The sequence below is a fragment of the Vibrio aerogenes genome (assembly GCF_024346755.1).
In the GTDB taxonomy this organism is placed as follows: domain Bacteria; phylum Pseudomonadota; class Gammaproteobacteria; order Enterobacterales; family Vibrionaceae; genus Vibrio; species Vibrio aerogenes.
The window spans coordinates 94,392-119,699 of sequence record NZ_AP024862.1 but is presented as its reverse complement, the minus strand read 5'-3'; the positions used below and the strand labels follow the sequence as shown (position 1 = coordinate 119,699).

At 48.0% G+C, this 25,308-nt stretch carries 23 protein-coding genes; 12 read left to right on the top strand and 11 right to left on the bottom strand.

Annotated elements, in window-relative coordinates:
- The first annotated feature begins 3 nt into the window (after positions 1-3).
- The 7 genes from OCV29_RS18160 to OCV29_RS18130 all read left to right on the top strand — a co-directional run bounded on the left by OCV29_RS18160 (position 4) and on the right by OCV29_RS18130 (position 7,780).
- On the top strand, positions 4-474 hold the full coding sequence (locus OCV29_RS18160; protein ID WP_073605160.1) for a DUF6484 domain-containing protein: 471 nt from the start codon (positions 4-6) through the stop codon (positions 472-474).
- A 10-nt stretch (positions 475-484) separates the two neighbouring features.
- On the top strand, positions 485-1,567 hold the full coding sequence (locus tag OCV29_RS18155; protein ID WP_073605161.1) for a DUF2169 family type VI secretion system accessory protein: 1,083 nt from the start codon (positions 485-487) through the stop codon (positions 1,565-1,567).
- Positions 1,564-2,676 carry a hypothetical protein gene (locus OCV29_RS18150; RefSeq protein WP_073605162.1) on the top strand — a complete coding sequence of 371 codons (1,113 nt, stop codon included), beginning with the start codon at positions 1,564-1,566 and terminating at the stop codon, positions 2,674-2,676. Before OCV29_RS18155 ends, OCV29_RS18150 begins: the two co-directional genes overlap by 4 nt.
- A gap of 1 nt (position 2,677) precedes the next feature.
- Entirely contained in the window at positions 2,678-4,294 is a 1,617-nt protein-coding gene (locus OCV29_RS18145; RefSeq protein WP_073605163.1) for a PAAR-like domain-containing protein, read from the top strand.
- A 23-nt stretch (positions 4,295-4,317) separates the two neighbouring features.
- Complete coding sequence (locus tag OCV29_RS18140) at positions 4,318-5,382, top strand: hypothetical protein (RefSeq protein ID WP_073605164.1); 1,065 nt, start codon at positions 4,318-4,320, stop codon at positions 5,380-5,382.
- Between the two features lie 30 nt (positions 5,383-5,412).
- Positions 5,413-6,477 carry a hypothetical protein gene (locus OCV29_RS18135; RefSeq protein ID WP_139281658.1) on the top strand — a complete coding sequence of 355 codons (1,065 nt, stop codon included), beginning with the start codon at positions 5,413-5,415 and terminating at the stop codon, positions 6,475-6,477.
- Between the two features lie 61 nt (positions 6,478-6,538).
- Positions 6,539-7,780 carry a hypothetical protein gene (locus OCV29_RS18130; RefSeq protein ID WP_073605166.1) on the top strand — a complete coding sequence of 414 codons (1,242 nt, stop codon included), beginning with the start codon at positions 6,539-6,541 and terminating at the stop codon, positions 7,778-7,780.
- A 17-nt stretch (positions 7,781-7,797) separates the two neighbouring features.
- Here the strand turns inward: OCV29_RS18130 and OCV29_RS18125 are convergent, their stop codons facing one another.
- The 11 genes from OCV29_RS18125 to OCV29_RS18075 all read right to left on the bottom strand — a co-directional run bounded on the left by OCV29_RS18125 (position 7,798) and on the right by OCV29_RS18075 (position 20,160).
- A complete protein-coding gene (locus OCV29_RS18125; protein WP_139281659.1) occupies positions 7,798-8,394 on the bottom strand; it encodes a DUF6630 family protein in 597 nt (198 codons plus the stop codon).
- Positions 8,395-8,594: 200 nt separating this feature from the next.
- A complete protein-coding gene (locus OCV29_RS18120) occupies positions 8,595-10,424 on the bottom strand; it encodes an ABC transporter ATP-binding protein (RefSeq protein ID WP_073605168.1) in 1,830 nt (609 codons plus the stop codon).
- A gap of 8 nt (positions 10,425-10,432) precedes the next feature.
- On the bottom strand, positions 10,433-12,265 hold the full coding sequence (locus tag OCV29_RS18115) for an ABC transporter ATP-binding protein (RefSeq protein ID WP_261887419.1): 1,833 nt from the start codon (positions 12,263-12,265) through the stop codon (positions 10,433-10,435).
- A 141-nt stretch (positions 12,266-12,406) separates the two neighbouring features.
- The gene (locus tag OCV29_RS18110; RefSeq protein WP_175561590.1) at positions 12,407-12,565 is read right to left on the bottom strand and encodes a hypothetical protein; all 159 of its coding nucleotides are present in this window, start codon (positions 12,563-12,565) and stop codon (positions 12,407-12,409) included.
- 132 nt (positions 12,566-12,697) lie between these two features.
- Entirely contained in the window at positions 12,698-14,062 is a 1,365-nt protein-coding gene (locus OCV29_RS18105; protein WP_073605169.1) for an aminotransferase class III-fold pyridoxal phosphate-dependent enzyme, read from the bottom strand.
- Positions 14,063-14,833, bottom strand: a complete 771-nt coding sequence (locus OCV29_RS18100) for a carbon-nitrogen hydrolase family protein (protein ID WP_073605170.1) — start codon at positions 14,831-14,833, stop codon at positions 14,063-14,065.
- A gap of 173 nt (positions 14,834-15,006) precedes the next feature.
- On the bottom strand, positions 15,007-16,032 hold the full coding sequence (locus tag OCV29_RS18095) for an extracellular solute-binding protein (RefSeq protein WP_073605171.1): 1,026 nt from the start codon (positions 16,030-16,032) through the stop codon (positions 15,007-15,009).
- 281 nt (positions 16,033-16,313) lie between these two features.
- On the bottom strand, positions 16,314-17,132 hold the full coding sequence (locus tag OCV29_RS18090) for an ABC transporter permease (RefSeq protein WP_073605172.1): 819 nt from the start codon (positions 17,130-17,132) through the stop codon (positions 16,314-16,316).
- Positions 17,129-18,052 carry an ABC transporter permease gene (locus OCV29_RS18085; RefSeq protein WP_261887418.1) on the bottom strand — a complete coding sequence of 308 codons (924 nt, stop codon included), beginning with the start codon at positions 18,050-18,052 and terminating at the stop codon, positions 17,129-17,131. The genes OCV29_RS18090 and OCV29_RS18085 overlap by 4 nt, the downstream gene beginning before the upstream one ends.
- Positions 18,052-19,125, bottom strand: a complete 1,074-nt coding sequence (locus OCV29_RS18080) for an ABC transporter ATP-binding protein (protein ID WP_139281660.1) — start codon at positions 19,123-19,125, stop codon at positions 18,052-18,054. Before OCV29_RS18080 ends, OCV29_RS18085 begins: the two co-directional genes overlap by 1 nt.
- Before the next feature lie 231 nt (positions 19,126-19,356).
- Positions 19,357-20,160 carry a helix-turn-helix transcriptional regulator gene (locus OCV29_RS18075; protein WP_073605174.1) on the bottom strand — a complete coding sequence of 268 codons (804 nt, stop codon included), beginning with the start codon at positions 20,158-20,160 and terminating at the stop codon, positions 19,357-19,359.
- A gap of 173 nt (positions 20,161-20,333) precedes the next feature.
- Between OCV29_RS18075 and OCV29_RS18070 the strand changes: the two genes are divergently transcribed.
- From OCV29_RS18070 to OCV29_RS18050, 5 genes are all read left to right on the top strand, one after another.
- On the top strand, positions 20,334-21,605 hold the full coding sequence (locus tag OCV29_RS18070) for an ArgE/DapE family deacylase (RefSeq protein WP_073605175.1): 1,272 nt from the start codon (positions 20,334-20,336) through the stop codon (positions 21,603-21,605).
- 66 nt (positions 21,606-21,671) lie between these two features.
- Positions 21,672-23,162, top strand: a complete 1,491-nt coding sequence (locus tag OCV29_RS18065) for an aldehyde dehydrogenase (protein ID WP_073605176.1) — start codon at positions 21,672-21,674, stop codon at positions 23,160-23,162.
- Between the two features lie 29 nt (positions 23,163-23,191).
- Positions 23,192-23,638: a hypothetical protein gene (locus OCV29_RS18060; RefSeq protein WP_139281661.1), complete on the top strand. Its 447-nt coding sequence runs from the start codon at positions 23,192-23,194 to the stop codon at positions 23,636-23,638.
- Positions 23,639-24,002: 364 nt separating this feature from the next.
- Positions 24,003-24,593 carry a hypothetical protein gene (locus OCV29_RS18055; protein WP_073605178.1) on the top strand — a complete coding sequence of 197 codons (591 nt, stop codon included), beginning with the start codon at positions 24,003-24,005 and terminating at the stop codon, positions 24,591-24,593.
- A gap of 454 nt (positions 24,594-25,047) precedes the next feature.
- Positions 25,048-25,248 (top strand): hypothetical protein, encoded by a 201-nt coding sequence (locus OCV29_RS18050; protein WP_073605179.1) that lies wholly within the window; start codon positions 25,048-25,050, stop codon positions 25,246-25,248.
- Positions 25,249-25,308: the final 60 nt, after the last annotated feature.

Below are 25,308 nucleotides of genomic sequence, written 5' to 3'. Positions count from 1 at the left end.
CCAGTGGAAAGAAAAACGCAGTCTTCCCCTGATGAGGTGGTGACCAAAGATTTACTGGAAGAAGTCACCAGCCATACGGAAAAGGTCGCTTCCCTGAACCCGGAGTCAACTTATATCGCAACCATTGCCGAGATTGATGAAGAAAACCGGCTCTGGATTGATTTACCTCAGCTGGATTATCTGGCCGAAGCGCTGACAAACACACCTGTCTGTGATGACGATATCGGCAAACGGTGCAGTGTGACATTTATCGAACATGATATCCGTCAGCCACTGGTGACCGGCCTGATTTATCAGCCAAATGCGGTGCCTGAAACCCTCAGTCTCAACGCTGAAAAACAGCTCACCTTAGCATGCGGTAAAAGCCGCATCTCTCTGGATGAGTTTGGCCGGGTCAGTATCAGCGGAGAAAGCATCTCCAGTCGTTCATATGGCGCCAACCGCATCAAAGGCGGTTCCGTCAAACTTAATTAGCTGTCAGCCTATGGAACTTCATAACGCATCAAAGCTACAGGCATCATACGCCAGTGCATTATTTAAGGATGGCCGCAGCGGGATCGTGATGATCGCCAAAGGCAGCTGGCCCATCAAAGCCCCTGAAAATACCAGACCCTGCCTGTTGCCGGAGTCTGAGGCGCTGCCAATTCAGGAAACCGATACATTTACCGGCGAGCCGGGCCTGAGTGCGCCGGTTTACGAAAATGACTTTCCTTCGGTGAAACCCTTCTGTGATGTGATCATGCACGCCTGCGCGCATGCACCTCAGGGAAAATCAGCAGAGCAGGTTCAGGTTGGGTTAGAAGTCAGCAATATTGCCAAATTCTTTGTGGTGACGGGTGCCTGTAAATGGACAAAGTGGGCCAGCCTGACGCCGCCACAACCCTTTACCGCTCAGCCGGTCAGTTATGATCTCGCTTTTGGCGGCACCGATTTGACGCAACAGGATAAAGGACAGGTGAAAGTCTGTATGGCAAACCCGGTCGGCCGCGGCTTTATGCCTTTGCATCCCTTCAAAGCCATCGAAGGAAAACCCGGCCCGCAGACGCATGAAACCGGCAAACCAGTCGTTGATCCATCGCTGAATTATGCCCCGCAATCCTTTGGCCCCATTGCCCGCAACTGGGCACCCAGACATCAGTTTGGCGGCACTTATGATCAACACTGGATTGAGCAGGTTCGTCCGTTTCTGCCGGATGATTTCGACGAACGCTTTTATCAGTGTGCGCCGCCGGATCAACAAACCGCATACCTTCAGGGCGGAGAAACCGTTACCCTGCACGGCGTCTCCCCGGAGGGAACACTCACATTTAAAATTCCGGAAAACGCCGTCTATATGGCGGTGATTGATCACCACGGTACCGAGCATGTGTTATCGCCTCAGGCCGACACACTCATTATCGAACCGGAACTGAACCGCTTCAGTATCGTCTGGCGGGCAAACTGGCCTGTTCACAGAACGCCGGAAGAAGTGGACACCATTCTGGTTGGCACCCCGACACGGGGCTGGCGTCATGCCCGGATGACCGGCAAAACATTTGTGGCAGATAAGGGGAAAAGGATTGGATGAAAACTGAATTATTCACACCAGCTATTACAGCCGATGCCCCTTTATCGGTTCTGGATATTGGCTTAGTCACCTCACTGGCCACCGGCTGGAAAGAAACCAGCGCAGCGATGCGGGCCGGATATGATGCATTTGTGCATCCGGAAAACAGCTTATACCCGCTGGCAGAAGTGCCGTTTAACCCGAATGTCCGGGGGTTCACCCGTATGGCCCGACTGCTTGAACTGGCCCGGCAGGATTTAACCCACCAGTATGACAGCCTGCCGGTGCTGTGTGCACTGCCCGGGCCGGAACGGGCCGGGCTGGTCAGTTTCGCAGAGACCCGTCAACGGGTATTTGATGCGCTGGCACAACTGCCGGTGTTTCAGGGGAAATTTATCCGCAACTGGCTTGAATTTTTTGGTCAGGGACGCTGTGCCCTGGCACATCAGCTGGTCAGGGCTCAGGAAATATTAACCACCACAGACTATGACAAGGTGATGATTATGGCGACAGACAGCTGGCTGTTTCCGCAAACACTGAGCAGTTTACTGGCAGGCCGCTGGGACAGCGACCCCATGACGGACAAGCGGCGCTTGCTGACTTCCGGTAACGGCGAAGATAACACTGATGGATTCGTCCCCTCAGAGGCCGCCGGGATTCTGGTGGTTGGCCGGGCAGAACAACACGCCAGCCCTTATTTGATTGATGGCGTCGCCAGTGCAGACGAGCCTGCACCGTTATTCAGCCCCGACGTTTCCAGAGCCGAAGGTTTAACCGCAGCTATCAGGCAAGCCTGTGATGCGGCGCAAACCCCTTTTTGTGATTACCCGCTGCGCATCGCCAGTGTATCGGGTGAGCAGTATTTTTTCCGCGAAGCCAGTCTGGCACAAACCAGAAACCTGACTCGCCGTATCCCCGAGCAACCGCTCTGGCACCCGGCATCACATATCGGGGAAACCGGCTGTGTTTCCGGCATCGCGATGCTTGCGATGGCGATGGATGGTTTTCAACACCGTTATCTGCCCGGAGAGCGGGTTCTGTGCCATCTGAGTAACGACAACTGTGACAGAGCGGCGCTCTCTGTCAGATACTGTGCCGGTACAACCTCACCACTGAATCAGGGAGTATAAAATGGCAAATACCGTGTTTGCGAATGGTTTGGAAGTCTCCTGCAAAATCTCCGGCGGCAATTCTGTCGCCGCATTTCCGGACCCGTGCTGGAGTCCGCCCTCACCACCGGCCGGCCCCGTGGTGATCCCTTATGCCAATACGGCTTATGCCAAAGATCTGGCCAACGGCACCACGAGCGTATTGATTGGCGGAAAACCAGTCGCCAGAAAAGATCAATCCTATCTCAGCACCAGTACCGGCAATGAAGCGGCCACCCGCTCTTTTGCGCAGGGGGTCACCACCGGCACCATCAAAGGAAAGGCCTATTATACCAGCTGGTCCATGAATGTGATGGTGGAAGGGTTGAACGTGCCCCGGCACACGGATTTGATGACGCACAATCATGGCTCACAGCCCGGAAATACGGGGGGCTGGGCATATGTATCTAAAGCAGATAAAACCGATGACTGTAGGAAGGATATTGAGCGGGTAGAAAAGAAATGCGGTGTCGATGAAAAAGAGAATAAAAAGTTCAGAGATAAACAAAAACGACGTAACAAACTAAGGCTTAAGCGAGGTAAAAACGAAAAAGAAATAAGAAACCTGACGTGGAAAGACAAGCACTGTAAAGCCTTAGCAATTAAACCAGGTATCGAATCACTAAAAAAAGCTGAGAAGGATTTCAAAGCCGAACTAAATGCAGCAAAAAATGATTTTTGGGATGTTAGTGAAAAAGCAACCAAAGAGCTTATGACAAATGCAGCTGAATCATACACAACCAGATCCATAACAAGATATCTTGAAGGCTTATCCTGTACAATCTTAGGGCCTGAAGCAACAGTCGCATGTGAAACAGCAGCGACTCTTCATAATATAGTGGATAGTGCCTGTACAGTTGTTAGTACTGGGTATGATCTTTGGGAAAAAAGAGATATTGCCAAAGAATTAATGGGCAAAGTTGGTGAAATTAAAGGCTATCTGTCAAAAATTAAAGACATGCGTGACGTTTTAACCGGAGACAAAAAGGAACAAGCTTACAAGGATATCGTCGAAAAACTGAAAGATGTGGCTAATGATATGTCGATTGCAGCGACAGCAGACCCATGCACAAGAGCTAAAAGATGCCAGCTTGTCCCCTACAAAAATCTGGGAAAGCAGGGCAGAGCTGGTAATACTACAAAAGCAAAAAATTCATCTCTTTTTGGGATGATGTTTGGCGATCAACGGGGCTGTTGTTCTGGGCAAACAGGACATCATCTGGTTCCCGATGCATGGGCAAAAAATGGATGTGATGCATCGAAATATAATGAAAATGCGGCTCCCGTCGTGTGCGTAGAAGGAGTAAGTCACTCAATTGGAAGTCATGGAACAATACACGATGCTCTAGATGATATAGTTATTGACTTCTATGAGAAGAATAAAGAAGAAGCAACTGTGTCTATCAACAAAGCTATTAATATGGCATCAGATGCACATAGAAATAGTTTTGGTTTAATTTCTGATTGCAACGAACAGTGTATCAAAGCTCAATTACGCTCTTACTACAAGAATTGTGGGTGTGGTCAGCTTAAACCATCGACGAAAAGTGAAGAAAATACCGGAGTACCCGATTACCAGGAATCCGGTGGTGAAAGATAGCATATTGGGCTGGAGAGTGTTTTATGGGATTAAGTAATAAAGAAGTATTTTGGGGTTATTCCGTGATCGGAGCCTGCATCATGTCTGATGAGTATTTAGGCTTTTTACTGGAAGAAAACTATGAACAAGCAAAATACAATAAAGGCGGCGGCGTCAAAGTTCGCTTTTGTACTTATGATTTAATGAAAAATAAAGGTAAGCGCTGGGGAATGAAGGAATTTGAGACAGGTTGGGCATCTCCAATTATGGCGCATTCTAAACAGGATGAATTTATCGTTGTTGATCGTATCGCAAAAGTATTTTACAACGGACTTGGTAAAAATAAACAGTACGAAAAACCACTCAACAGTTATAAAGCTGGTTTGTTTGGCCTCAAAAATATTCACGGCACCATTTATGGCGCTACATCTGCCCGCATAACATATAAGCGGATTGGCCCTGACAATTGGATCAAAGATGAACGGTTAAAAAATATTCCGGGGGGAGATCAAACATCCCAGAAAGGCTTCCGGGATATTGATGGTTTTTCTGAAAATGATATTTATGCGGTTGGTGGAGACAGGGATGTCTGGCATCTCGATGAACAAGGTTGGAGTCCTGTCGATATTAGTCGCCAGCCATTTTATTGCACCTGTGTTGTTTGTGCTGAAGATGGCTATGTTTATATCGGTGGGCGGTTCGGTGCAATTGCCCGCGGACGCGGTGATGAATGGGAAACTTATTATCCAGAAGAGTTGACCCATGATATTGAAAGCATTGCTAGTTACCGGGGACGTATTTTTGTCGGAACCCAAAAGCAAACGTGCGTTCTTGGAGAAAATCTCATTCCGGAGTCATATGACTTTGAGGGGCAACTTCCTCTTATGGCTGGTCACTATATTTATACCGCTTATGATCGTTTATTAATTGCGAACAACTTCAATCAGGTTGCTTTTTTTGATGGCGAAAAATGGCTGAATATCAATGGATGTGAAGATATGACAGCAGATGAAGCCAGCTTATTTATGAATCAAAATCTTGAGTGGCTGGAGAAAGCAACCGACGATCTGGAAGAGCTGACCGAAATCATTCAGAAAGGGAAGAAGTAATAAGAAACCATCGACAATAAGCTACAAAACATGGGACTAACAACAAAAGAAATATTACAGGAGTATTATGTAACCGGCGCTTGTATCATGAGCCCATACTACTTTTGTCTTCTTTTAGAGCAAGATGAAGATTCAAAAGATGATCCTGACGAAGATGGTGTAAAAGTTCGGTTTGCTGTACATAATCTGAAAAATGACCCGGGAAAACGATGGGGAAAAGTTCAATTTGATGAGGGCTGGGCCAGCCCAAGTATTGTTCACACCGATAAATTAAATGAGTATCTGGTTGCCGATCGGGGGGGAGATGTATATTACTGTGGAGTTGGCGATAATAAGCAATTTGAGAAATCAATTGAAGACTCTGCAGGAATCTGGAGCTTAAAAAATATTAACGGTAATATTTACGGTGCCACTATCCCCAGAATTACCTATAAACGGCTGGGAGTAAATCGTTGGGAAGAACTATGCGATTTATCCAAACTGCCAGGAGCTCAACACAGCAATCGGGTTGGATTTTATGCTTTAGATGGTTTTACAGAACAAGATATCTATGCCATTGGAGGAGATCGGGACGTATGGCATTTTGATGGTAAAGACTGGAGTCCCGTAGATATTGGTCGTGAAACATTTATATGTAGTTGTATTGTTTGTGCAGACGATGGTTATGTATATATAGCCGGGCGCGGTGGGATTATAGCCAGAGGACGGGGAGACGAATGGGAAACGCATTACCCGAAAAAACCATCCGATAATATATGGAGCATCACAAGCTACCGGGGAAGGGTTTTTGCAGGAACAGAAAGTGAAACCCTTATCATTGGAGATGATTTAATTCCACGTACCTATGACTTTGAAGGTCAGCTTCCATCAATTGCAGGCAGGTATATGTATTCAGCATATGACCGGTTACTCATCACAAATAATGATAATCAGATCGCATTTTTTAATGGTGAGAAGTGGCTCGATATTAATGGTTGCTTCGATATTACTGAAGAAGAAGCTCAGGTATTAATGAGTCAAAACCTTGAATGGATTGAACAAGCCCAGGATGATTTAGAAGATTTAATGGACATAATAAACAAGGTGAAAAAATGATCATTCATTTTAAACAGATAAATTTTGAATATTAGCGATGCGAAAATAACAGGTAATTAAAGTGGCAATATTTTCTGAGCAGGTATTAACTCAACTTCATGAAGATGCCCCATTTTGGTGGTATCTCAAAGATCAGGCAACCCGTTCCCCTTTATACCGGCGAAAGCAAATCACTGAGCTGGATAACCGGGTGAATGCTTTTCTTACAATGCTGGCACTCGCTGATAAGAATGGACATCAACCGCTTGCGCATATCCCGCTGGATGAGCAAGGCGGTTTGTTTGTTCATACGTGGCTGGGCATCAGGCAGCATCAGCCCGAAATATGGCAGGCTGCAATTGAGAACGTCACCGATGCAGCACTCAGCGATGAACTGGCTTCCGCGCTTGCCTGTTATGAGACACAATCTATCGGGGATGTGCTGTCTCATCTTGGGTTCAGTGACAACCCGTGGTTGCGGCGGGCAACCCTGAAATATGCACAGCTGCGGCAGGTACGGCTGGCGGATGCTTACCTTCAGGAGAAAATCTCCGCAGCAGATGAGCCGGAAGTACTCATGGCGCTGGAAAATATCGCCTGCCAAAGCCACGAAACACAATATGACCTCTCCGCCATTCAGATTGACTCCGAAGCCATCGCGTTTGCAAAGCTTTATATCCGCTACTGTCACGGAGAAAATGAGTCAACACTTATCCCGGATCTGATGCAAATCCTTCGCCCCGATTCAGCGCATTTACGCGACCTGCTTCCTCTGCTGTTTTCAATTGCGCCGGTCGATCAGGTCTCCACATGGGTTCAGCAGTTACTCAAGGCTGCCATCTCAGATCGGCTCAAGATTTTCTCAATCGGTATTGCCGGGTTGACGGAAAATATCCCGGTTCTGATTGCATATATGCATTCACCGGAATGGGCACCTCTGGCGGCTGAAGCGTTGACCATGATCTTTGGCGTAGAGCTTGATGATGATAACCTGAGCCTGCTTCAGGTCGAATTCGAAGATAAAGAGAAACAGTCAGCGTATGAAGCGCTGGCGGAAGAGACATGGCACCAACGCTATCAGCGGGATAAGCAGGCCCAGCCCTATGAACCGGATTTACCCTACCCTGATATTGAGAAAGTCACCGCATGGTGGGCACAACATCAGGCGCAATGGGAGTCAGGCCAGCGGTATTTTGCCGGGCAACAACCGGATCAGGCCGGGCTTGAGCATGTGCTGGCAAATGGCAATCAACAGCAAAGGATACTGGCAGCGCTGTATCTGAAGCGATTGGATCCGGAAAAGCCGATGCATCGTGTGGTTTAAGTACGGCTGCAACGGGTTTAATCTTCAAACCGGGAGACTATCGTGATTTCAAGCTGATTCACCTTCTGCTGTTCCAGCTTTCTGGCTGTAGGTTCAGGAAAGACACCGATGTAATACTGATCGCTACCGGTATCAAAATTAACCAGACGATACCCTCTGGCTTTCAGCTTCCGGTCGACAATTTTCAATAACACCAGAATATCATCATCAGGCTGCATTGCTTGTTCAACAGACTGGGCATTGACGGCATCATTTTGATGAAAATAGTCCCGCAAAATACGATTGATAAAATGAACGGTTTGATACTCTTCCTCTTCTCCTTTCCAGTCGAGTTGCAATAACTGATTGTCTTCCTGCAAAAAGAAAATCATCATCAGCGCTAAGTAATCTTCTCCATCTTCTATCTCTTCTGCATATTCACTTTCATCAAAACAGTCATCTAACTGCAACTTTTGGTTGTAATGACGATAAAAAGTCATGGCATCCATCTGTTGATAATCATCGATTAACTGAATCAATGGACGGTGGTCGCTATTTTTATCAACCAGCTGAACAAACTGACTGAGACCAGATTGAGAATGCAAATAAGGCAAAGCTATCCGCTTTGTGTTCATTCCCGCGACAGCACAAAGGCTGAAAGCGCATAAAAGGAAAAATAACAGAATAAATTGATTCATAAACAGAGGGATAACTCACCGGAAATAATGTCATCAGAATACTCTTCCTGACAGGAAACAACCATATCATGACTCAATTTATTCAATTGAATCAATACAAGACAGGGTTGTTTCCGTCTCAAAATATTGAAGTCTGATTATGTGCCTGTCACCGCTGATTCCGCCTCAGACTGAAATTGCTTGCGGTACAACTCGTAATACCGGCCTTGTTGTGCAATCAACATCTCATGACTGCCCTGCTCTTTCAGTTCGCCCTGATCGATCACCAGAATCCGGTCTGCCGCACGGATGGTGGACAGGCGGTGCGCAACGACAAAGCTGGTCCGGCCGTGCAAGACCTGTTGCAAGCTGTGTTGCAGCACGTGCTCTGTTTGCGTATCCACAGAAGAAGTTGCTTCATCCATGACCAGAATCTGAGGGTCGGCGACCACCGCCCGCGCAAAGGAAATCAACTGCTTTTGCCCGGTGGAGAGGTTGTTTCCGCCTTCCTGAACTGCCGTCTCGTAGCCGTTTTCCATTTGCAGAATAAAGTCATGCAGGTTCACGGCTTTAGCCGCCGCTTCAATCTCCGCATCCGTGGCGTCCAGATTGCCATAACGAATGTTCGAGCGAATTGTGCCGGTAAACAGAAACGGCGTTTGTTGCACAATGCCAAGGTTTGATTGCAACCATGCCAGACTGCGCTGACGATAATCCGTCCCGTTCAGCAAAATCTCCCCGGCACTGGGTTCATAAAAGCGGCATAACAGGCTGATGATGGTCGATTTTCCTGAGCCGGTGGCACCGACAAGCGCAATGGTTTCCCCTTTGTTCACCCGCAGGTTAAATCGTTTCAACACTGTTTCTTCCGGTTTATAGCCAAAAGAAACATCCCTGAATTCAATCGTCTCAATCAGGTCATCGCCGCCATCAATCACGGCATGACCGGCATCTGTTGCCTGCTGAATGCTCGCCAGCACAGTATCAGAATCCTGAATCTCCGGAGTGACCTGCAATAAGCCTATCACCCGTTCGACACTGGCAGTCGCCCGTTGTAACTCTGCAAGTTTGCCGGAAACCTCCAGCATCGGGTCCATCAGGGAGCGGGTATAACTCATAAAAGCAACCAGCGTACCGAGGGTGAGTGTCCCTGCCAGAACATCTGCACCACCGAGCCAGAGTGCGATGCCGGTGGAGACCGACACAAACACATTCACAAACGGATAAAACGCCGAAGTCAGCAGTAAGTTTTGCATCGACTGGAAATAGATTTTCCGGGTATCACTTTGAAACTCATGCAGGTTCTCATCCTCGCGGCCCAAGACTTTGCTGGTCTGCACACCGGACAGACTTTCGTTGTAAATCGCCGTGATCCGGCTGTTGGTTTGGCGCAGTTTCCGGGAACTGTCGAGAATTTTCAGGTTAAACCACACGGCCACGGCCAGCAAAACCGGCACCAACGCCAGTACGATGAGGCCCAACTGCCAGTTCAAAACCAGCAGCACCACAAAGATCCCGATGAGAAACGGAACGCCCCAGCATAAATCGAGCGTGCCCCAGGCAATCACATTGGCTATCCGGTTTGTGTCTGACGTGATCCGGGCCAGCAACCAACCGACGGCATTTTGATCAAAGAAACGAAACGACAAGGTCTGTAAATGTTCAAAGCTCTCTTTACGCAGCCGGTACATCAGGCGTGTTGATAGCTGCCCGGCCAAACGAATAAAGCACCAGATCGAAGCCGCAATGGACACAGTCAGTCCGGCAAAAATCAATCCATAGGAAAGGAGCTCAATGTCAGGGCCGAGTGCCACAATGTCATCGACGATGGCCTTGGTTACCAGCGTGAAACTGGCATCGACGATAGCCGTAAACAGCGCGACCACAATTAACCGGTGAAACAAACGCTTTTCCGGCTGATAAATCATCTGAAATAAGGTTTTCCATGCACCGTTCTGTACCGGTGTGTTGTTATCATATTGGTTCATAAATGCCTCTAAACGGCCAGTTCTGATTCAAAATCGGCTTGCTGGTGACTTTGAATCTTCCATAGCTGACGATAGAAATGATTGTTTGCTTCAACATCAGCATGTGTTCCCTGAGCGGTCAGCCGCCCGCCTTCCATCACAAAGACCCGGTCTGCGTGGCGGCACACACTGATCCTGTGGGTGATGATCAGCAGAGTTTGCTGACCCTTTTTCTGATGCAGGGCACGGATAATCTCTTGCTCTGTTTTTGAATCGACGGCGCTGAGGGTATCGTCCAGCACAAGGATCGGCGTGTCTCTCAACAAGGTTCGGGACAGAGTCATCCGTTGCTTTTGCCCGCCGCTTAAACTCACACCACGCTCACCAATCACGGTATCGTATTGTTTGGTGAACCGTTCAATGGTGTGATGCACCGCCGCATCAACAGACGCCTGAATCATCTCCGGATCGGTCGCTGCTGCCCGGCCCAATTTGATGTTGTCCCGCAGGCTCCGGCTGTAAAGAAACGGCTCTTGTAACAGTGCGCCGATATGTTGACGAACACTGTGTCGCGTGAGCTGATTAAGTTCATAGCCGCCCAGTTGAATGGAACCTTGCCGGTAATCCTGAAGCCGCATTAACAGTTGCACCAGTGTGCTTTTTCCGGCACCGGTCGGCCCGACAATGGCGATCGTTTCACCGGGGTCAATGTTGAAGGTGACATCCTTCAGTGCATGTTGATCGGCTTCAGAGGCAGATGAGTCCGCGTCATAGGCAAAACTGACCCTGTCGAAAACAATCCCCGGTGTGAAATTTTCAGGCAGAATCTGCTCTTCATCCACGGGTTGCTCTTCCGGGACAGACAGAATTTCCTGCATCCAGCCAATTGCAACCGTGGCTTTCCCGGCTTCACTCAGTTGTTGACCCAGCTGACGAATAGGCCAGATCAGCAGGATCGCATAGCCGATAAAGGCGAAGTAGGTGCCGACGCTGATATGACCGTGTGCCGCCATCCACGCACCACCGACCAGCACAATGCCGTTTTGTGTCACGCAAAGCAGGCTCGACGTCGCCCAAAACCTGGCCAGTAACCGCATCAGCTTCAGATTTAAGTCGCTGTAAGTCCGGTTGCTCTGATCAAATTTCTCACACTCATAAGCCTGACGGGCGAAAGCACGTACGACCCGAATTCCGGTCAGGTTCTCCTGCACGATGGTTGTCAGATGACCTTCCGCTTCATCCACCAGCTGGAACATGGCTTTCACTTTGCGGAAAAACTGCCATGCAAAAGTGAAAACAACAGGCATCAGGCATAAGCTGATGACGGTCATCAGCGGTGATTGCATCACCATCAGCGGGATGACAATACACATCAAAATGACGGTTCTCCCCATGTCCATCACCTGTAGCGTTAAAAATTCACGCAGGGTATCGACATCTGAAGTACAGCGTTGCACCAAATCACCACTATCAGCCCGGTTCAAATACGGTTCGGGGAGACGATGTATATGCGAGAAAAGCCGTTCACGCAAAGATTTAACGGTTTGCTCACACGCACGTGCGGCAAGAAAATCTTTGAGATACATGAATAGTCCGCCTAACGCGGTCACGACAACGATGGCGACACCGGCAAGCCAGAGCCGGTCGGGGGAACCAATCCAGTCCACAAGCCACTGTAATGAACTATGTGTCGTTGTGTGCCCGGAGGAAAGTAAGGTATCAATGGCAATCTGGCCGATGGTCGGGCCAAGAAACATAAAATAACTGGCAATTGAGACTGCAATCGCCGAGCCTGAGTAATACCATTTTTTTTGTTGAATCAGTTCAAGTAAAAACTGGTTCGGATGTTTCGATGAATTCACCGCATATCCTTCCTTGATTGATGATGCGGGCTTTCAACGTTAATAAAAAAGCCCGCAATATTGCGAGCTTTTTTATTGAAGAAACAAGAATGAGATTCTGAATCTGTCAGCCCGCGTTGAACGGGCCGGAAAACTGAATTCCTACCCGTGAGTCACACCATTGCCGGTCGCCATGAGCGGCATATTTTGGAGAATGATATTCATCATGGGTTTAATTCCTTCTTCGTTGGCTGTTACACAGCCGGTTAAATCAATCTGTTTGCCATTACAAAATGGCAGTGCAACGAATGTATAAGACATCCTGAACATTTGCAAGTAACTTATGTATTCCTTTTTATATACGAAAAGGAAAAGGCCTGAGCGGTTTGCACAGCCAGATATCCGGTTCAGAAAATACCCTGGATACGCGCTGCTTATAAAACGGTACTCTGGTTATATGCGGGCACTCACTTCAATGATGCTGTCGCGCAGAATCTCATAAATCGTGTTAATGATTGGCTCATCAAGAATCAAAGGAGGCGAGAGAATCAGGCAATTCCCTAAAGGCCGGGCGATCAGTCCCCGCTTCTGCGCAGCCTGTGCCACTTTCATCCCAACCATATCCTGCTCTGCGAACGGGATTTTATTCGCTTTATCTTTGATAAACTCAATCCCGATCATAAAGTGGCTGCCACGCACTTCCCCAACCAGCTCAAGGCTGTCTAAAGTTTTTAATAAATTCTCAAAAACTTTACCGGTATGCCTGACCTGCTCAGGAATGCGCTCCTGCTCCATCAGCGCAATGTTGGCTAATCCGGCTGCTGCTGCCGCCGGATGGCCTGAATAAGTCATCCCATGCAAAAACACTTCTCCGGGCCTGGAAATCACTTCATAGATTTCATCAGAAAGAATCGTTGCAGACAAAGGCTGGTATCCGGAGGTCAGCCCTTTTGCCGTGGTAATGATATCCGGGGTAATACCGAACATCTCTTTTGAAGCAAAGAAGTGCCCTAACCGGCCAAAAGACGTCACCACTTCATCTGAAATATATTTAATCTCATTGTCGGCACACACTTTTGCCATGCGGGCATGGTAGCCTTGCGGCGCCATGATCACGCCGCCAGCACCCATCACCGGCTCAGCAATAAACGCTGCGATGTTCTCAGCACCGATGTTGTGGATGTTCATTTCCAGATCGTCGACCAAACTGTCAAGAAATTCGGCTTCGGTCATCTCTCCGCCTTCTTTCCAGAAATGCGGGCACTGAATGTGATGCACTAACTCCGATGCACTGTCCCAGCCTTTGCTGTAAGCCGGGGTTGTCATGGCGACAGAAAGATGTGTAGAGCCGTGATAAGCACCAATACGGCTCAGTATTTTTTTCTTGTGCGGCCGTCCAAGACGGTTGTTGTAATGATGCAAGATACGAATGGCAGAGTCGTTAGCAACGGAGCCTGAATTGGCAAAATAAACATGGTTCAGATCACCGGGAGCAAGCTGAGCCACTTTGTCGGCCAGTTTTGCCGCTGTCGGATGGGTAAAATTGTAAAACGTCGAATAGTAATCCAGCGTGTTCAGTTGTCTGCTGATGGCATCAATAATTTCCTGACGCTTATGCCCGACATTGACACACCATAACCCGCCAATGCCATCGATCAGCTGGTTTCCGTTACTCTCTGTGACGTAATAGCCTTCGGCCGCCGTAACGACCGTCAGTGCGTCTTTATTTTTTAAGTCGTTTAGATCAGCGAAAGACTGAATCAGATGCTCATCTGCATGAAGAATATCGTCCGTGTCTGTTGGTAAATGCATCGCCATTTATATAATCTCCTGATAATCGGTGAGCTGTGTGGTGTTTGTGCTCACTTCAAACTCCATTTGTGCGTTGATATCGGTGATAAAAAGTGTCTCGGTTAATCCGGCGGCAGCGATTGGCTGTGAATCTGGCCCGGCAATCAAAGAATGACCGGCATAGCTGAGTCCCTGTTCTGTTCCGCAATAATTGGCATAAACGATCGTGACCGCCATTTCCGCCGCCCGCGCGGGCACCAAAACTCTGGACACATGCTCATACCCCTTCGGGTTGGCTGTCGGCACAAATATCAGCGTCACCCCCTGCCTGGCTAAAGCCCGGCAATGTTGGGGAAATTCAATGTCATAACAGATAAGCAGTGCCGCTTTTTGTCCGCCCCATGAAAACGTCTGGTATGCGTCACCGGCGACAAAGCTTTGTTTTTCCATTTCCCCGAACAGCTGAATTTTCCGGTAATGAGCCAGAATGTTGCCTGTCTGATCGAAGCAGGTGGCTGCGTTATAAACCTTGTCCCCACAAGCTTCTGCCCAGCCGATCGTCAAACCACAGCTATATTCTTTCGTCAGTCCGGACAGACGCTGCATCCAGGCGCCATCCATCGTTTGTGCGGCTGCCCGGTGTAAATCCGGCCGGTTGTAACCCGGTAAAAAAAGCTCAGGGAATACAAGCATCTGCGCGCCACCCTGCACCGCGGCTGAAAGGCAGTTCTCTATGGTGGAAAAGCCTTTTTCAATCTCACCGTCGGTGGGTAAACTCTGATAAAGCCCTACTTTCATCCCTGATTCCTTTGATTGAACTTATATCAATTCCATTCATTTCCTAATCTGGACATATCTGGTTCCGCAAACCGCTCAAGCCCTCCATGGGCGCTTAAACAAGGGCATCCATGCCCTTGTATGTTTGCTCCACCAGACATATCCAGATGAGCAGTACCTTCGTGTGATTGGTATTATTTTTTGAGGCGGGTCCAGATCGCGTCGTACATTTCCTGTACTTTTTGATCACAGGCCTGAACAAAGACACCTTTCGAACCTTTTGGCGGATGAGATTCCGGTGAGTTTTTCACGGCATCCGTCAGGTAAGGTTCTGTCCCTTTCACCCCTGCGGAATATTGCGCAAAATTGGTCACTGCCGCTGCATTTTCCGGCTCAAGCAGGAAATTCATAAATTTCAGTGCATTTTCCCGGTTTGGTGCATCTTTCAGCAGCACGACGTTATCCATCCATACCAAATAGCCTTCTTTGGGAAAGATATATTCGATATTCGCGCCTTCGTTTCTTGCTTTGGCAGAAAAGCCGGACCAAATCATACCAGCGGCGGCATCACCGGAAACCAGCACATCTTTCGCAACATCAGAGCCAAAAGAAGCCCAGTCTTTTTTGGCTTTATTAACCAGCTTGCTGAGCGCCTTCAACTGTGATTTATCGGTACTGCATTGCGGAATCCCCAGATACAGAGAGGCGAGGGTTAATGTTTCTCCGGCGGTATCCAGCACATTGATCTTACCTTTCAATGCCTGCGGTGGATCGAAGATAATCGATAAGGAATCTGCCGGCCCTTTATAAACATCGCGGTTAACAGAGAAGGATGTTGTCCCCCACTGGTAAGGAATCGAACTTTTCCGGCCCGGATCAAAAGGTACATCGAGCCACTGCTTCTCTATATTGCCAAAATTGGAGAGTTCCTCCGGTTTAAAGGTATCGAGCATCCCCTCACCTTTCATGATTTTGACCATATAATCGCCGGGAACGGCAAGGTCATAACTCCCCAGCTTGCCTGCCTTGAGTGATGCCAGCAGCGCTTCGTTACTGTCGTAGGTGTCCATCGTCACTTCCACATCATATTCTTTGGAGAATTTGTCCAGAAGTTCCTGTGGGATATATTCAAACCAGTGATAAAGCGATAACTTCCCTGCGGCCTGCACATTTGTGGCAAGAGCAAGTAACAGCATTGATGCGATCGTTGTTTTCTTCATAGTCTTTCCTTCCCTGTTAAGATTCTGATGTTTTTTCCGGCCTATATACCCAAATCACCTGAAGATGCAGTGTTCAGTGAGATTTGTCCGGGCTTGAAACAAGGCACTGATTTGAAAACATAGTCACTCTACGTTGAGAATCAGTAACGCTGGAGCAAGCCCGGACAAACTCACCCGCAGGGCGTCAGCCGAAACGCACATTTCTGCGTCAGGTGAATTTGACAGGTGTTTACATGCCTACATTCACCTTCCTTGAACTGCACCTTTCGGCTGGCGCTGAATCATGCATCTTCAGGTGGTTTGGGTATACGTCCAATCAACCAGGACAGCGCAACAAAAACAGCGGAGACACCGAGCATAAGCGTGGAAATCGCCATAATATTGGGTTTGATTCCCTGTTTGACGGACCCGAAAATGGCCGTTGGGAGCGTTTCAACGCCTGCGCCTTTGACAAAGTTCGTAATCAAAAAGTCATCCAGTGAAATGATGAATGCGAGCAGAAATCCTGACAGAATCCCCGGCATCATCATCGGCAGAAGCACCTGATTAAAGGCTTCTTTGGGGGTTGCATATAAATCCATCGCCGCCTGTTCATACATCGGAGGAATACTTTGCATCCGGGCAGAAATTGGCAGGTAGGCAAAAGGAATACAAAAAACGATGTGAGCCAGCAGGATGGTCAGTATTCCCCCTTGAAAGCCAATGGCCGAAAAGAACACCAGGCTGGCAACCGCAGTCACCACCTCCGGAACCATTAAAGGGAGATTAATCAGCGCAAACCCTGCAACTTTTCCTCTGAATTTTCCGGCTCTTGTCATCGCGACGGAGGCGGCCAGTGCAATCATCGTTGCGATGGTCGCGGCAGCGACAGCAATAAACATTGAGTTGAGCGCGGCGGCTTTGAACTTCGGTGCTTCGGGGCCTGAAAATACTTCGCTGTACCATTTCAATGACATCCCGCCCCATTTCGTGATCGAAGGTGATGCATTGAAAGAATAAATGGCGACAATCACCAGCGGCGCATAGAGAATCACCAGACACAGCAGGGTGATTTCCCGAAAGCCAGTGAACTTTTTTAAATCAATCAGATTTTTCATCATTTCTCCTGCTGTTTATGCTGGCTTCTGGCGTAAATAATCAGAACGGCCATCACGATGGTTAAAAGAATCATCGATACCGCAGCACCAAAGGGCCAGTTCCCCGCGGCACCTTTAAACTGTTCTTCAATCAGTGAACCAATCATGAAGTTCTTCGCGCCGCCGAGCAGATCCGGTGCTAAAAAAGCGCCCAAAGATGGCACAAACACCAGAATGCAACCGGCGATAATGCCGGGTTTGACGAGCGGTAAAATCACCAGGCGCAATGTTGTCCAGGCACCGGCATACAGGTCAGCCGCCGCTTCCGATAAACTGAAGTCGTAACGCTCTGCGGATGCGTAAATCGGCAGCACCATGAAAGGCAGATAGCTGTAAAACAGCCCTAACTGAACCGCAAGATCTGTGTTGACCAAACCCAGAGGTTCAGAGATCACACCAGTCCAGAGCAAAAATTCGTTTAATGGCCCGTTGTCCCTGATCAGAAACTTCATCGAGACGGTACGGATCAGCAGGTTGACCCAATACGGAATCGTAATCAGAAACAACCAGATCGGTCTGGATTTTTCGTCACGGGTCGCAATGAACCACGCGGTTGGAAATCCGATAATCAAACACAGCAGTGTCGCCATCGCAGCTTGCTGGATAGAGCGGAGAAAAATATTGATATAGGTCCATTCGATCACGGGGGGCTCATCACCAAACAGACCGCGATCAAGAAAGAACTGATCACAGGAAGCAGCAGAGAATTCCCAGATCACACCGCCACGAAATTCTTTGGTCAGAATTGAATAAACACCCATGATGGCGACGGGAACCAGTAAGAAGAAACCGATCATCACCCAGGAGGGAAGCATCAGACCAAATGCGTTTTTTTTGTAAATATCGGATGTGATACCAGCGCCTGAAGACGCGCCCGCAGCCATTAGTCAATCAGCAGGCTTGCTGCACCTGCCTCCAGTTTTAACCCGACCACATCACCCATTGCGGGAATTGTCATCGACTCCGAATTCTGCATCCGGACAGTCATGTCTTCACCGTCATCCAGCTTTAACTGCACATGCGTATCCGTTCCCAGATACGTTTGATCGGTCACAGTTCCCCGCAAGTCGCTCTGATCCGGAGCGCAAACACTAATCCGTTCCGGCCGGACAGAAAGGTGTCCCTTACCGGGGCTGACTTTAGCAGCAGCGGGACAGGAAAACGGATGTCCGCCCGGCAGCACAATCTGTGCGATACCGTCCGTGACAGACTGAACTTCAACATCAAGGAAGTTTGTTTCACCGATAAAATCAGCAACGAACCGGTTGACCGGTGCCTCGTAGATTTCTTTGGGGGTGCCTGTCTGCTGAACATAACCTTTTGACATCACCGCAATCCGGTCAGACATGGTCAGCGCTTCTTCCTGATCATGGGTCACAAAGACGAACGCAATGCCGGTTTCCCGCTGTATTTCTTTTAACTGCATGCGAACGGCCTGACGCAGTTTCAGATCCAACGCAGACAGAGGCTCATCAAGCAGCAGGACTTTGGGACGAGGCGCCAGCGCGCGGGCCAGCGCAACCCGTTGTTGCTGCCCGCCAGACAATTGTGTGGGTTTACGATTGGCATACTCCGTCATTTGCACCAGCTTTAACATATCGTCAGCCCGGCGAACCGCTTCCCGGCGGCTCCAGCCACTGCGCCGCAGCCCAAACATGACATTCTCTTCTACCGTCATATGCGGAAACAGCGCATATTGTTGAAAAACAGTATTTACCGGGCGCTCATGTGCCTTTAAGCCAGTCAGGTCGGTATCATTGAGATGAATACTGCCCTCGCTCACATCCTCGAAGCCAGCGATACATCTCAACAAGGTTGTTTTCCCGCACCCGGAAGGCCCAAGCAGGGTGAAGAACTCGTTTTCCCGTATATCCAGCGAAACCCCATGTAAAGCCGTGAAGGAGCCATAACGCTTCACAACGTTATGAATCCCCACTGAAACATCGCGTGTCATCATCAGTTATCTTCCTTGATACCCCTGTATTTCATTATTTAACGATATAACAAGCCTAATGAGGGGTATATAACCCCAGAGGGTTATGAATATGATCCACAGATAATGTCAGTTTGAATAATACCAGTCCGAGTCATTTTCTGATCTGGATATATCTGGTTCCACAAACCGCTCAAGCCGTCCATGGGCGCTTAAACAAGGGCTTAAACAAGCGCGTTGCAGCAGGTTTTTTATTCAGATGCTGGAGATGACAGGCATCAGAAGGGCGAAAAGTTCCGCCTGAGAACTAATCTGACACTTAGCGTAAAGCTGTTTGCGAAATACTTTGACCGTCTCTTTACTGATATTCAGATTCAGGGAAATCGATAGTGATGAGTGTCCCTGCAATATATGGAGTGCAACTTCTGCCTGACGGGGACTGAGTGAAATGTCATGCTGAGTGAAGACGGCATCCCGGAGGCGTTCCGTCACCGGCGGTAAACTGATATTTTTCCCCTCTTTTGGCTGATAGTCTTTCCAGTGTTGTGTACATAATGCGGACAAGACCTTTTCAAATGACCGGATGTGCTTTAATTCCGTTTTACTGAACTTCGTTCCCCGTGATTCATCCCGGCCGAAGCAGGCTGTCAGTGTTGTCTCAAGCCCCAAAGGGGCGAATAAAGCAAACTCATCAATCAGGGTTGTCTTGTCATAGTATTCATTGAAGTAGCTTGTAAACTTAAACTGGTCAGGCGCCAGATCAAAGATACTGTGGATACCGGTTTGAATGCCACTGCGCACCACATGATAAAACGGGTCCAGCATATATGCGCCACTGAGATAATGCGTCTGCATTTTTTCGTACACCAGCGGGTCTTCGGACTCTCTGTAAAGCTCTTGCGGCGTGTGATCTTTGTGGTAGACAATAATGATCAGGTTATCGAAATGAACCTGTCTGGCAACGAAATAACTCAAAGCTTCCGGAAAGTTCGCACTCCCCGAAGCATTCACTAAATCGGCCATTGCCTTATCCAGTCTGACATCAAATATCCTGCTCATTGATCAGTGACTCCTGAAACACTTTCCCTGCTATTTAAACATACCACTCTGGGGTTATATACCCCCAAATTTACAGGCTTTATGATTTCTGTTATCGACACGGGTTATATAAACCACAGTAAAAATCATCATTGATGTGACCAGTTTCCCCTTATTATTCAGAGAATTAAAAGATGAATACAACACTGTTAAGCCAGATTCTCGATTCGGTAGAAAAGCGCCGGAACAACATCATTACTGACCTGTCTTCTCTTGTCGCTTGCGACAGCACGCTTGGTCATGAGGCAGCGGCTCAATCTGTTATTAAACAAGTTTTTCTGGAATTAGGGACCAGGGTGAGTGAGATAACGATAGATCTGGACAAACTCTCCTCACTTCCCGGCTTCTCCCCACCAGTGACAAACAAAACAGATGGCCGGACAAATATTGTGGGTGTTCATACTCCCAAAGAGGCAACCGGCAGGTCACTTATTCTCAATGGTCACATGGATGTGGTGCCATCCGGACCGGCGCATTTATGGAATCATCCGCCCTTTGAACCCTATGTTGACGGCGACTGGCTGTACGGACGCGGTAGCGGCGATATGAAGGCGGGTATTGTGGCTTATTGCAACGCATTCGCTGCATTAAAAGATCTGGGTTATCAGCCTGCCGCGAAAGTGATTTTGCAAAGTGTCATCGAGGAAGAATGTACCGGAAATGGAGCCCTCGCCTGTTTAGATGCAGGCTACACTGCTGACGCTGCAATCATTCCTGAACCTTTTGGCCAAACCTGTCTGGTTGCCCAGCTTGGTGTCATGTGGTTTCAGCTAAAACTCACCGGCAAACCCGCACATGTGCTGGATACATCCAGCGGAAGTAATGTTTTTGATGCACTTTACCTGATCATCAACAGGCTGAAAGCGTTAGAAAGCGAGTGGAATCAAACTGATAGACGTCACCATTGCTATGCCAGTCATGCTCACCCGATTAATTTCAATTTAGGTAAGGTGCATGGTGGCGACTGGGCATCAACGGTCGCCTGCTACTGTGAAGCCGATTTCCGGGTTGGTTTTTACCCGGGAATGAAACTGGACGATATCAAGAATGAGCTTGAGCAGGTCATTGCCAGCGTTGAACTGCCAAACGACCTGAAAGCAGAACTATGTTATACCGGCTTCCAGGCTGAAGGCTGTGAAATCAATAAAGACGCTCCGCTGATTGAATCAGTGAAAGAAGCACATCGTCTGGTCTCTGATACACATTGTGAAACACTCGCAGTGACCGCCACGACGGATTGTCGTTTTTTCCAGCTCTATGGCAATACCCCGGCAACATGCTACGGCCCGGTAGCCGAGAATATTCATGGCTTCAATGAGAGAGTCTCAGTATCGAGCACGGTTCAGGTTGCTCAGGTACTGGCCGTATTCATTGCAAACTGGTGCGGCTTAGAAAAAACCGGATAAGCAGGCTTTTTCTGCTTTGAATGAACTCGCTGAGTTCCCCCCTATTCAGCTAAAACGGAGTCAAGGATGAACAGCTACAAACAATGGCAAGAACAGGCACAGTCAATCACATTAATTACAGACGCTTTTATTAACGGTGAATTTGTCGGCTCTGAAACAGGAGAGACGCTCACATCTATCAATCCGGCAACCGGAGAGATTCTGGCAGAGGTAGCAAGTTGCTCAGATATTGATGCAGACATTGCCGTGGCTGGCGCAAGAGCCGCTTTTCAATCCGGTGTCTGGTCGCGGATACCAAATGCTGAACGGAAAAAGATTTTATTAAAACTGGCTGATTTAATTGAAGAAAACCGGGATAAATTCGCTCTGATTGATACTCTGGATATGGGGAAACCCATTTCAGATTGTGTTTACTTTGATGTACCAACAACCGTTGACACTTTCCGCTGGTCTGCCGAGGCGATAGATAAGATCTATGGCGAGATCTCTCCGACAACTGACAGCAGTCTGGCTTTAATCACACGGGAGCCGGTGGGCGTCGTTGCAGCCATTGTCCCGTGGAACTATCCATTAATGATGGCAAGCTGGAAAATAGCCCCCGCTCTGGCAGCCGGAAACTGCGTGATTCTGAAGCCTTCGGAAAAATCACCGCTTAGTGCACTCTATCTGGCTGAACTGGCGAAAACAGCCGGTATTCCTGATGGTGTATTGAATGTATTACCGGGTTCAGGCCATACCGTAGGAAAAGCACTTGCATTACACCCGGATGTGGATGTCATCGCATTCACCGGGTCGACAAAGGTCGCCGGTCAGTTAATGGAATATGCCGGCCAGTCAAACCTCAAGCGAACCTGGCTTGAAGCCGGAGGAAAATCACCATGTATTATATTTGCTGATTGTGAAGACCTTGAAGCCGCAGCCTCAGCTGTCGCACTCGGTATTTTTTCCAATCAGGGAGAGGTGTGTATTGCGACTTCAAGACTGATTATCGAAGACTCAATCAAGGATGAATTCATTCCTTTACTCATCGAAGAGGCGAAGAAATATACCCCCGGCGATCCGCTGAATCCTGACACCATGATGGGCGCTTTGGTTGATCAGCAGCATTTGGATCAGGTGTTAGCCTGTATCGGGAAGGGAAAAACAGAGGGGGCAAATCTTCTGTTTGGTGGTGAAAGTGTACAGGTGAACGACAAAGGGTGTTACATCCAACCGACGATCTTCACCGGGGCACAACAGGATATGGAGATTGTGCAACACGAAATATTTGGTCCCGTTCTGGCAATCAGCACTTTTTCCGGTTGGGAGGAAGCCATTCAACTGGCAAATGACAGCAAGTATGGCCTGGGGGCCGGAATCTGGACCAGTAATCTCAAAAAGGCACATAAAACCGCACGGGAGTTACAGGCAGGCATGGTATGGATTAACAACTGGGCTGGCAGTGACACCACGACACCATTTGGTGGCGTTAAACAGTCTGGTAACGCCCGGGACAAGTCTCTTCATTCTCTTGAAAAATATACGGAAATAAAAACCACCTGGATTGATCTCAGCTAACTTTTAGCGCTGTGCACTGCCCATACTTCTTGTTCCAACGCTCCTGCGTTGGAATACATACCGGGTTTGAAACTGGCGTTTTCTTTTTTTGTTGTGGTTTTGATTCGGAAGATTTTGGCTTTTGTGGATGGTTTGGTGCGCTATTGAGTTTTGTTGATCCAAGCGGCGCTTGGTGGGCGCGCCCCAGATACTCTTTGCTGGCGAAAAGCGTATCCGGAAATGTCTTTTGGTGGACGCTGCACCTCTCCTTGTTCCAACGCTCCCGCGTTGGAATACATACCGGATTTGAAACTGGCGTTTTCGTTGTTTGTTGTGGTTTTGATTCGGAAGATTCTGGCTTTTGTGGATGGTTTGGTGCGCTATTAAGTGTTGTTGATCCAAGCGGCTCTTGGTGCTCGCGCCCCAGAGACTCTTTCCCGGATGAAAGAGTATCCAGAAAATCCTTTTGGTGGGCGCTGGCCGGAACGGTTTTGTAAGCGCATCCATGCGCACAAAACCTGACAAATTCATCGTGAATTTGCCTCCTGAATTATGTGATTTCTTGGTTGCTGTGCTACGTTTTTGTTATGGGATTGATAGGAGATATTTGGTGTGTTTGGGTGGTTGGCATAACTCGAAATTGCCCCATTCCGTGTTTCGGCTCCTTAGTTCAATCGAAAATTCCCACTCCAGCTGCCATACAAATTCTTATCTATTTGCCTATGTTTGGCCTTACCAGAAATCGACTACAATGTATGGGTATACAGTCATATTTAAATTTAGGTGTTTTTGTATGATTTTAAGACAGGAACAGTGCGCACTAATAAAATGTTATACAGCACAAGAATCCGAGGAGATGCAATGAACGCCGCAATTAATTTCGCATCGGCCATATTGGTCGCTTTCATACTTACATCCTGTGCCGCCATCGATCACACGTCAAAAGTGAAACAGAAAACTGGACAACCCCTTTTCGCTGGCGTAGGCGATATTGTTGTAAGCATTGATAGAGAACGAAATCTGGAAAATGCTTTTGGAAAATCCGACATTTTTGGCCGCAAAACTAAAGAGGGATATACCGAGATCCGTTTCGCCGGTATTGAGCCAGACGGTACCGTTGTTTTGTATAGAAAGGATATCAGCATTATTTCCAATGAAACAACAATGAGCCGCACTCCCATTTCAAATACCACTGGCTACTCGCAAACAAACGTAACAGGAAGCGCTAATACTTTTGGCAACCAAACCTCACTCAACGTTTCTGGAAACACAACCTACAATGCCACGACCATCGGGCCCGCTGAGGATTACCACATAGCCGTACCTTCGGACACAATTCCAATTCGGCTAAAGCCAAACGAAAAGGTGTTGCCCGTTTCCGGCTATTTGATACGAATCGGCCACGTCACACCTAATTCAATTGAGTATCGCGTCGAGCAACAACCGAACTAAAACGGGTCCATATGAAAGTGCTGTATAACAAATCACTGCAAGGGACGCTTTTTTATACGCAAGTTAATCCGTTATATTCTAATTTAGCAAAAGCGCTGACTCGCATGTGTCCAAATATAACTTAACCAGCTGATACATTTTTAATGCTCTGATATTCAAAACCATATACGACAATTGACACCCAATCCCACCAAGATTAGCACCCCGGTTGATATAGGGCATGTAAGTGCCAGCGTTGTGCTGGTTTTTTTATATGCTGCTTTTGCGTACCTGAATTTTATGATGTTGTCTATTCTTCAGACAAGATTATAGTCAAATTATGGTGAGCTGGGCGTGAGGCTGACTTCGGTCAGGCCGTTTCCTATGTCACGGTAGTCCTAACCTCGCTCCAGTTCACCACCCATTCTTAGCACCTCTGAGTTGTGATCGTTTCTCGATGACATAGGAGGCACTTATGCCCGTAACAATCGCTTACGACCCTGCCCTTTCGCAGCAAGCCTGCGAATATCTGATGCAAATTGAGGATTATCTGCACAAGAACAATCCTTCAGATCATAATTTCCATGAAGTCATACTTTACATGAATAAGTTGATCACCATTCAGGACGTAATCGGAAAAACCACCGCTTCCGGAAAGGCCAGCGTAAAACAATAAGCCTGTTGTTCTAAACTAAGTTAATTCAGAGCCACTTCAGTTGTGTGGCTCTTTTTGTGA